General features: G+C 58.9%; 11 protein-coding genes. 7 read left to right on the plus strand and 4 right to left on the minus strand.

What is annotated here, in order from left to right; translation table 11 throughout:
* The 3 genes from CW742_RS03155 to CW742_RS03165 all read right to left on the minus strand — a co-directional run.
* On the minus strand, positions 1 to 640 hold a 640-nt coding region (locus CW742_RS03155; RefSeq protein ID WP_292416322.1), incomplete at its 3' end, for a CBS domain-containing protein.
* An 86-nt stretch (positions 641 to 726) separates the two neighbouring features.
* Entirely contained in the window at positions 727 to 1,476 is a 750-nt protein-coding gene (locus CW742_RS03160) for a CBS domain-containing protein (RefSeq protein ID WP_292416324.1), read from the minus strand.
* Positions 1,473 to 2,039 carry a cyclic nucleotide-binding/CBS domain-containing protein gene (locus CW742_RS03165; RefSeq protein WP_292416328.1) on the minus strand — a complete coding sequence of 189 codons (567 nt, stop codon included), beginning with the start codon at positions 2,037 to 2,039 and terminating at the stop codon, positions 1,473 to 1,475. Before CW742_RS03165 ends, CW742_RS03160 begins: the two co-directional genes overlap by 4 nt.
* A 300-nt stretch (positions 2,040 to 2,339) precedes the next feature.
* Between CW742_RS03165 and CW742_RS03170 the strand changes: the two genes are divergently transcribed.
* Both CW742_RS03170 and CW742_RS03175 read left to right on the plus strand, forming a co-directional pair.
* Entirely contained in the window at positions 2,340 to 2,942 is a 603-nt protein-coding gene (locus CW742_RS03170) for an Era-like GTP-binding protein (RefSeq protein WP_292416334.1), read from the plus strand.
* A gap of 7 nt (positions 2,943 to 2,949) precedes the next feature.
* Positions 2,950 to 3,345 carry a Zn-ribbon domain-containing protein gene (locus CW742_RS03175; protein ID WP_292416336.1) on the plus strand — a complete coding sequence of 132 codons (396 nt, stop codon included), beginning with the start codon at positions 2,950 to 2,952 and terminating at the stop codon, positions 3,343 to 3,345.
* 19 nt (positions 3,346 to 3,364) lie between these two features.
* On the opposite strand, the gene CW742_RS03180 is transcribed toward CW742_RS03175, so the two are convergent.
* Positions 3,365 to 4,099, minus strand: coding sequence for a hypothetical protein (locus CW742_RS03180; protein WP_292416339.1), 735 nt, complete (start codon positions 4,097 to 4,099; stop codon positions 3,365 to 3,367).
* Between the two features lie 211 nt (positions 4,100 to 4,310).
* On the opposite strand from CW742_RS03180, the gene CW742_RS03185 reads away from it, so the two are divergent.
* From CW742_RS03185 to CW742_RS03205, 5 genes are all read left to right on the plus strand, one after another.
* Positions 4,311 to 6,407, plus strand: coding sequence for a CHASE4 domain-containing protein (locus CW742_RS03185; protein ID WP_292416342.1), 2,097 nt, complete (start codon positions 4,311 to 4,313; stop codon positions 6,405 to 6,407).
* 201 nt (positions 6,408 to 6,608) lie between these two features.
* A complete protein-coding gene (locus CW742_RS03190; protein ID WP_292416345.1) occupies positions 6,609 to 7,067 on the plus strand; it encodes a 30S ribosomal protein S15 in 459 nt (152 codons plus the stop codon).
* 26 nt (positions 7,068 to 7,093) lie between these two features.
* Entirely contained in the window at positions 7,094 to 8,329 is a 1,236-nt protein-coding gene (locus CW742_RS03195) for a DHHA1 domain-containing protein (RefSeq protein ID WP_292416348.1), read from the plus strand.
* Complete coding sequence (locus CW742_RS03200) at positions 8,326 to 8,559, plus strand: KEOPS complex subunit Pcc1 (RefSeq protein WP_292416351.1); 234 nt, start codon at positions 8,326 to 8,328, stop codon at positions 8,557 to 8,559. Before CW742_RS03195 ends, CW742_RS03200 begins: the two co-directional genes overlap by 4 nt.
* Before the next feature lie 4 nt (positions 8,560 to 8,563).
* Positions 8,564 to 9,115, plus strand: coding sequence for a 30S ribosomal protein S3ae (locus CW742_RS03205; RefSeq protein ID WP_292416355.1), 552 nt, complete (start codon positions 8,564 to 8,566; stop codon positions 9,113 to 9,115).
* Positions 9,116 to 9,133: the final 18 nt, after the last annotated feature.

The following is a 9,133-nucleotide window of genomic DNA, read 5'->3' on the forward strand; positions in this document are numbered from 1 at the left end:
GGCGCCGGAAGCCGTGCTTTGTCATGTCGCGGGTGACCGTTGCGATCGGGCAATCGGGGGCAGTGACCCGAAGAGCTGAGCTCATCACGTCCTCGACATGCAGCGGGCTCCTTCCCGAAGCAAGCACCGACAGGACATCGCGTTCCGTGACAATTCCCAGGAGAATTCCATCCTTGTCCACGATCGGCAGTCCACCGATCTTCCTTGTGGTTATCACCTCGACTGCATCGCGAATCCGGGCATCGCTCCCGAGCGTCGCGGGCTGCGGGGTCATGATCGTCCGTATGGCCTCGTTCACTGCGGCAATCAGGTTCCCGTTGTGCCGCACCTGGACCAGCTGGTACTTGTCCCCCCCGCCCAGGAAGTTGATGACATCTCCGGACGTGACGATCCCAAGCAGCCGCTTCGTGCCAGCGTCCGTCACGGGCAGCCTGCGGAACCCGCACGTTGTCATCTGCTCCACCGCCGCCATGATGCTCTGCGTCTGCGGCAGCGAGACGACCTCGCGGGTCGCGATCGCCATGATCTCTCCTTCCTGTTCAACGATTCGGGACTTGAACTCCACCGGCCCGCGGTCGAGTTTTCCCTGCATCTTCAGGAGCCGGTCGCCCTGTTTTGTGGCCCGGCCATTCTGGTGCATTACTATCCTCCACTATTCCGGTAATTCTTGATTTCCGGGAAAGATCATCCCGTTTTCCTGGTATATTCCGGCCACGATCCCGCCCGTTATGCAAGGGCCGCAAGGACGTCGTGGCGGTTGATGACCCCGACAAGCTGGTCCCTGTCAACCACCGGCAGGAGACTGACATCGTGCATGACGAGCAGTTCCGCAGCGGTGCTGACCGGTTCCCCGGACGAGACAACGACAACGTCCCGCGTCATCAGATCGCCTACCCGCGCGTTGCTGCGCTGTGCTATCGCCGACCGTGCACGGGTATGGCTGATCAGGTCGCGCCGGGAGATGACCCCGGCAAGCTTCTTCTTCTCCACCACGGGAAACGCCGCAAACCCGCTGTCCATGATTAAGGTGTAGACCTTCTGGATGTTGTCAGACGGTTGTGCTGAGATCACCTTCATTGTCATGTACTTTGAGACCGGGCCATGGAGCTCGTTTTTCGAGATGATGACCGGGAAGATGTCGGCAAGGAGAACCCCGCCGGTCACCTGTCTTTTGCCATTGACAACCGCGGCGCTGTCCGTATGGTACTGCCTCATCATCCCTGCCACCAGTTCAACCGTGTCGGCGGGGCTTGCGGCGGGTGCATCCCGGACAAAACCTTCCACGGTAACGTCCGATTTGGTTGCAGTCACCCGCAGGCCGTCCGTGATATCGATGCAGCCGAGGAGGCCCTTCTTTGCATCCACGACATAGATTTCACGGAAGCGATCATCGCGCAGGATCTGCCGTGCCTTTGTCATCCGGTCGCTCGGTTTCAGCACAGGGATCTCGACGATGAAATCCTGTGCTCTTTTCATCTGAGGTTTTCCTCCTCCCGGCAGGCAGGGCAGAGCATCTCGTTGTCTACCCGCTTCAGATCATCAGACATCTGGCTGCAGTGGGCACAGATCCCCTGCTCCACGATCTCCTCACGGTTGATCTCGATGATGTCGTTGAGGAGCTCGTTGAGCTCGTTGGATACGGTAAGGAGATCCCGGACGGTTACGATTCCGATGACCTTCTTTTCCTTGTCGACAACGGGAAGCCTCCTGACCTTTTGCTTCACCATCATCCTGGCAGCGTCCACTACCGTCTTCTCCGCACTCACCGTAATGAGTGGCGTGCTCATGATATCAGATACATGTACAGAGCTGGGTTTTTGATCCTTTGCCACCACCTTGCAGGCAAGGTCTTCCTCGGTCACAATGCCAATCGGCGTTGTGTTTTTGAGGATGATAACGCTCCCGACCTCCTCGGTGCACATGGCTCTCGCGGCTTTCGCCGCGGTAGCCTCGATACCGATCATGATCGGGTTCTTGCGCATCACTTCCCTGACGGGGACATGGGTCTCAACCCGGATTGTGTTGTTTGTCTTTTTCATGAGTCACCTCCTTGAAGTGCTGTTGCTGATGATTACAATTAGCATACTCCCTTCCCCTTGTATAAATACAATGTGGCTGTTGCAGTTCCTGATGCAGCGCAGTAATACCGGGCCGGCCCTGCCGTCGGTGACCGGGCCTCCGGGACGAGAAACCTAATAACCCTCCCATCCAAACAGTAGTAGATACAATATGGTGATCCCTGTGTACGGGTTGTTCCCGGTCACATCGTTCTCCCGTTGAGGTGGATAGTGAAGATATTTTCTCAGACCTTTGGGACAGTCAGGAAGAAATTTTCCGGTATGTTGAACCGGTTCTTCAAGAAGAAGCGGACCCGCATCGGTATCTACGGTCCCCCGAATGCCGGGAAGACGACGCTTGCAAACCGCATTGCCCGCGACTGGACCGGGGACGCGATCGGCCCGGTCAGCGAGATCCCGCACGAGACACGGCGGGCGCGGAGAAAAGAAGACATCATCATCTCGGGGGCAAACGGCAACACGGTGACGATGGACATCGTCGATACCCCGGGTGTCACGACCAAGATCGATTACCACGAGTTCCTCGAGTTCGGGATGGAGAAAGATGAGGCGATCATCCGGGCCCGCGAGGCAACTGAGGGTGTTGCCGAGGCAATGCACTGGCTCCGCGAGGATATCGACGGGGTCATCTACATGCTCGACTCCACCACCGACCCGTTCATGCAGGTCAACATCATGATGATCGGGATCATCGAGGCCCGCAACCTGCCGGTCATCATCGTAGCCAACAAGATCGATCTTCCCGATGCCGCGCCGGCACGGATCCGGAGCGCCTTCCCCCAGCACCCGGTGGTCGCCATCTCGGGCCTTGAAGGGAAGAACGTGGAAGACCTGTACGAGACCATGATCGAGTATTTCGGGTGATTCTGCAATGCCGCACAAGTGCACAAAATGCGGGCGGGAGTACAAGGACGGGTCCACCGAGATCCTGAAAGGGTGCGAGAGCTGCGGCGGCAAGAAGTTCCTCTATGTCAAGGAGGAGGAGCTTCACAAGGACGTGCTCGAAGAGAAGACGATCGAAGAGATCGCCGAGGAGAGCCACGAAGAGGTGCTGGAGGTCATCGAACCTCAGCAGAAGAAGCCGGTGGAGATGTACGACAGGGTCGAGACCATCCGGATCGTTGCCCCGGGGTCCTACGAGCTTAACCTTGAAAAGATGGCAAAAACCGACGAGCGGGTCGTCAGCGTGGGAAAAGAGGGCTCCTACATCATCGACCTGATGTCAATGGCTGACGAGAAGCCGGACAAGAAGAAGAGACGGCGCTGATCCCACCGGAATACCTTTTTTATCGCGTTGAAAGTTCGTCGCGAATACCCTCGTAGGGAGCCGGAAGGCCCAGCTTCCGGAAGAATGCATCGGTGAAGATGACACTGTTGACAATGGCCCATTCCGCGCACCCGTGCCCCAGGCACTTGTCGGGGAAGAATGGCTGGTTTTTCGCAGCGAACGGATTTATGGCGAATTTTTTAGCCAGGATCCTCCCGAACCGTTCGCTTGTTGTCTCCGCGTTTCCCGGGTGCTTTCCCTCACCGATAACGATCCACTCCCGCTTATAGTGCATGAGGTGGTTGCGGATCTCGATCAACTGCCGCACATTCGAAAATGCCGCATCATCGTCATCGAACGGTGCGGTCCTGGCAATCGCGAGGATCTTCTGGTAGCGGGTGATGAGGGGGGCACGGTCGAAGTTCTTCTCGTTCTTCCACCCGTCCGCGATTGTTTTGAGGACCGCATCGTGCTGCTCGTCTGAATAGAAGTAGGCACCGTCCGCGGCATCCGCGTGCAGCTCGTTGATGGTGGACTCTAAGAACGCTACAGCAGAGAGGATAGCGTTCAGCACGAACGCCTCGTGCCGGAGCACCTGTTCCTCCGGGAGGGTATTTTGCCCTTTCTTATCCTGCTCGATCCCGTACCCGAGCCGGCAGAGCACAGCTGCCGACTGGATGTACCGCACCGAGAAGCAGTCGCGAAAGCGTATCGCGGATTCCTCGCCCGGGGACTCAATCGGGATCTTATCCATCGTTAGTGATCCGTTTTGCCTGCAGAGCGTAAAAAGGTGGAGGACATCCATTGGCCTGATACGTGCAAAACCGCAGGCGAGGATATCATGAGCCCCTTGTCCGGATGATGGGGGTGGACCGTCACGGATTTATTCCGCCACGGGTATTTATAATTATTAATAGTCAGCCCGTATTGTTCCGTGAAACAATGACAGGGGAGAGTACACCCGGATGGACCTGAGGACGAAACTGCTGCTGGGAATCGGGATCGCCCTCCTTTTTGCTTTTTCCCTGGTTGCCCTCTTTTCCGCTCTTTCAATGGAGACAAGTTACCGGAAACTGGAGACTGTCGAAATGGAGGATGCCGTTGCAACGGTCAGGAGCGCCATCGAGATCGACATGAAGACCAGTTACTCCACGGCAAAGGACTACTCTGTCTGGTCGGCCACCTACCAGTTCCTTGAAGGGGAGAACCCGGACTGGCTCCGGGAGAATATGGGTGCGGACTTCTTCTCCCGCTTTCCCCTGGACAGGGTCATGATCTTCAACCGGTCCGGGGGTCTCATCTTCTCAATGCAGTATAATGACACAGCCCTCCTTGTCGAGCCGGCTTCCGGGGTCTACATCGATGATATGGAACGCTTCAATATGGCGATGAAAACGATCCGGTCGCAGAACGGGAGTTACGGGATCCTGGAGGCATCCGGCGGCCCGGTCGTCATTGCATCCCATCCCATCCTCAAGGACGATGCCAGCGGTCCCGTGGCAGGAAGCCTCCACCTTGCGCGGCATCTCGACGAGGAATACCTTTCTGAACTTTCAGAGCGCACGGGGGATACCATCTCGGTCATTCCGGCAGAGGAGATAGCCGGTAATGCATCCTATGCCGGAGTGGAGGGACAGTTCTCGGCCGGAAAACAGATCGCTGTGGAGACCTCCGGCAATGACTTCGTGACCGCGTACATTCCCCTCATCGACCAGGAACCCCCGGCAGATTATTACCTTGCCGTAACAAGCCCGCGGACCATCTACCAGACGGGGATGTCCGGGATAACGACATTCCTTGTCAGCATCGCGGTTGCCGGAATCTTCCTCACCCTCTTCATCCTTGTCTTTGTCGACCGGATCATCCTCTCGCGAATCAACACCATCATCCGGTCGGTGAAAGAACGGGGAGTTACTGCAGATGGAGAGGAGAAGACTGAATCCCGGGAGGCTGACGAACTCACCCGGCTTGCCGTGTCCATCGACCCTGTCTTCACCGAACTTGCAACATCCCGGGAGAAGATGGCCGAGAGCGAGGAGCGGTACCGGATGCTGGCCGAGTCTGCGCAGGACATCATATTCATCATCGACAGGGATGACACCATCACGTATGTCAACGCCTTTGCAGCAAAGGCATTCGGCAGGCCGAAGAGTACGATCATCGGCAGGCCGCGTTCCGCACTCTTCCCGGGACCCATCGGGGAACGCCAGCGCCAGTCACTGGACCGGGTCCTCTCCACCGGTGAACCGGTCAAGATCGAGGGCAGCCTACCGCTCCCGACCGGCGAGATTTGGCAGGATACGCTCCTTGTCCCTATCCGGGATCTGCACAGCACGATCACCGGTGTCATGGGCATCTCCCGCGACCTCACCAAGCGAAAAGAGGCCGAGGATGCCCTGGCAACCGCCCACCATAAACTCACCCTGATCTCGACCATCACCCGCCATGACATCTTAAACCAGCTCACGGCACTTGCATCCTACCTCGAACTCTCGCGCGATTATGCTGAAAACGACACGGCACGCGACTTCATCGAAAAGGAGCAGCGGATCGCTGCCCTGATCGACCGGGAGATCAATTTCACGCGGGACTTCGAGGACGTGGGTGCAGGAGTCCCGGTCTGGCATAACGTAAACGCAGTGATCTCCGGGTCAAACCGCACCCTCCTGACCGGAGGGGTTGCCGTGGAAATCGGTTTTACCGATATCGAGATCTATGCAGACTCGCTTCTCGAGAAGGTCTTCTTCAACCTTATCGACAACGCGATCCGGTATGGCGGATCCGGCCTGTCATCGGTCCGGTTCTCGGCACAGGAAAATGCCGGCAGCCTTGTGATCCGCTGCGAAGACAATGGCGCAGGGATCCGGCCGGACGAGAAAGAGCGGATCTTCGAACAGGGCTACGGCAACCATACCGGCCTCGGGCTCTTCCTCTGCCGGGAGATCCTCCGGATCACGGGTATCTCAATTACCGAGACCGGCACCCTTGGTACCGGGGCACGGTTCGATATTGTCGTGCCGCCGGGCAAATGGCGCCGCACCGGGCAGGACGCGGCCGGGTGAGGGGGGCCGGCACTACGGTGCCCTTTATTATCCCTCCCCGCTAATAGTAAGCCAGCACTGTTTAATGTGCTGACAGATGTAAGTCCGACGTGCGACCACCGCACTGCCTGAACATGGCTTTGGGATTACAGAGAGTCGGTAGCAGTAATTTGCAACTGCACTTTTCTGGACTTACGTTCGTCTATTCAAGGAGGCTACACCATGGCACGAATGCACGCCCGCAGAAGGGGCAAGTCATGCTCTGTCCGCCCCTACCGGAAACAGGCACCCGCCTGGTCGAATACCGACCCCGCGGCGATCACCAAGATCATCCTGGACCTCCGGAAGGAAGGCGCATCGAGCGCAAAGATCGGTCTGGTCCTGAGGGACCGGTACGGCGTCCCCGACGTCAAGATGGCAACCGGCAAGCGGATCGGGACCATTCTCCGCGAGAACAAGGTCGCAACCGAGATCCCCGAGGACCTCCGCGACCTGATGGGCAAGGCCCTTGGCATGAGGAAACACCTTGGCGAGAACAAGCGTGACCTTCACAACAAGCGCCAGCTCCAGCTGGTCGAGTCCAAGATCCGCCGTCTCGTGAAGTACTACACGTCGAGCAAGAAACTGCCCGCCGGCTGGGTCTACAAGCCGGAGAACGCCGAGATCCTCCTCTCCAGGTAATTCATCAGGAGTTCGTCCACATGTCCATGTCGCTTGAGTCCCTGGCCGCAACCGTTGCAGCACAGATCCGCAGGCAGGAGTTCGTCGAGGTGCTCGCGCACCATGACGCAGACGGCATTGCAGCCGCTTCCATCCTCTGCCACGCGATGCTCCGTGCCGGCATACGGTTCCGGCTCCGGGTGCGACAGGACGTAACAGCAGCGGACATCCCCGCTGACAGTGCATACCTCCTCTGCGATATCGGCGCAGGCATTGCCGACCTCCCGAAGGCGACGATGGTGGTGGACCACCACCTCCCGCTCTTTACCGGGGAGTTCCACGCCAACCCGCGCCTTGCCGGCATTGACGGCGACCGCGAGCTCTCGGCAGCAGGGACCGCATATACTGTTGCCCAGCAGATGGGCGACAACCGCGACCTTGCAGGCCTCGTCATCCCCGGCATCATCGGGGACGGGCAGGAGATCAAGGGCAGGAACCTTGCGATCTTCAACGAAGCGATCTCAAACGGGATCATTGTGCCGGACCGGGGCATCCTGCTCCCGGGCCGCGACATGATCGAGCGCTGGTATACGGCAACGCACCCCTATCTCGACGGGATCAGCGGTGCAGAGCAGCTCATTGCCGACATGATCGATGAGTCCCGGGACCTGACCAAGGGAGACGAGCCCCTCCGGCTCGATACCCTGATCTCCCGCGTGGTGCTCGAAGCGGCACCGAAGGCAACCCTTGCCGGTCTTGAGAGCATCTACGGTGATACCTACCACCTCCAGCGCGAGGTGATCGAGGACGCCCATGCCCTCACCGCGGTCATTGATGCCTGCGGCAAGACCGGCAACGGGGATATTGGCGCATCGCTCTGCCTGCGCTCCTCGCACGACATCGACCGTGCGTGGGAGATTGCACGGCAGCACCGCGTCCGCATCATCGATGCCGTAAAGTCCGCAAGCCTTTACGAGGGGATCGCGGGAGTATACGAGGTGAAGGACACGAGCGTTGCAAGCGACGTTGCCGACATCCTCTGCCGCGACATACCGGCCACCTGCCCGGTGCTTGTCTTTGCAAAGACGCCGGGCGGCAGCCTGTGCCGGATCTCCGCACGCAACCCACCGGGATGCGCCGTGGAACTCGGGCCGAAAGTCCGGGCCATCGCGGAAGCCTGCGGCGGGAATGGCGGGGGGCACACGCTCCGGGCAGGGGCAACCATCCCCTGCGACAAGATCGCAGAGTTCGCACAAGGCTGGCAGGAGGGAGTCGCGGCATGATGCAGGTCGAAGGGACCATAACAACCCTGCACGACAATGCAGCCTGCGTTGCCGCGGCGCTCACGCCCGATAACTTACGCAGCATGGAGACGCGGGCGGAGGGCGGCCGGGTCGTGACCACGATCACGGGCACGCAACTTCGTTCGGTCATTGCATCGGTGGACGATTATCTGATGAACCTGGCAGTGGCGGAGGACGCATGTTCTCTCACCGCGAAAACCGACAGGTGATACTATGGCAAAGAAGAAACAGGTAGGAAGAAGAGTTGAAGGCTGGAAGGCCAAGAGCTGGTTCAAGGTGCACACCCCCGACAACCTCGGCAAGGCGTACATCGGCGACACTATTGCTAACGATGCCGACAGCGTTGTCGGCCGTATCATGCACGCAACGCTCGGCGAGATCACGAATGACTACGCCAAGCAGTACATGAAGATGAGCTTCAAGATCAACACCGTGACCGGCGACTCGGCATACACCGAGTTCGTAGGCCACGAGGTGACCCGGGACTACCTCCGCTCGCTCGTCAAGCGCCGGAGCTCCCGCATCGACACCATCGTGCCGATCACCACAAAGGACGGCAAGAAGGTCCGCCTCACGGTCTGCACGTACACGTTCGCCCGTGCCAACCTCTCGCAGGAGCACTCGATCCGCGGCGAGATCATGAAGGGTATTGCCGCCCAGCCAGGCGCATGGGACTTAAGCGCGCTCTTAAACGGCCTCGTCTCGAGCGAGAGCTCCCGAGCCCCTATCAAGGCTTTCAAGACCAACTACGCGGCCCGCCGGTGAGCGGTGATCACTTCCAGG

The organism is Methanoregula sp., from assembly GCF_002835825.1.
In the GTDB taxonomy this organism is placed as follows: Archaea; Halobacteriota; Methanomicrobia; order Methanomicrobiales; family Methanospirillaceae; genus Methanoregula.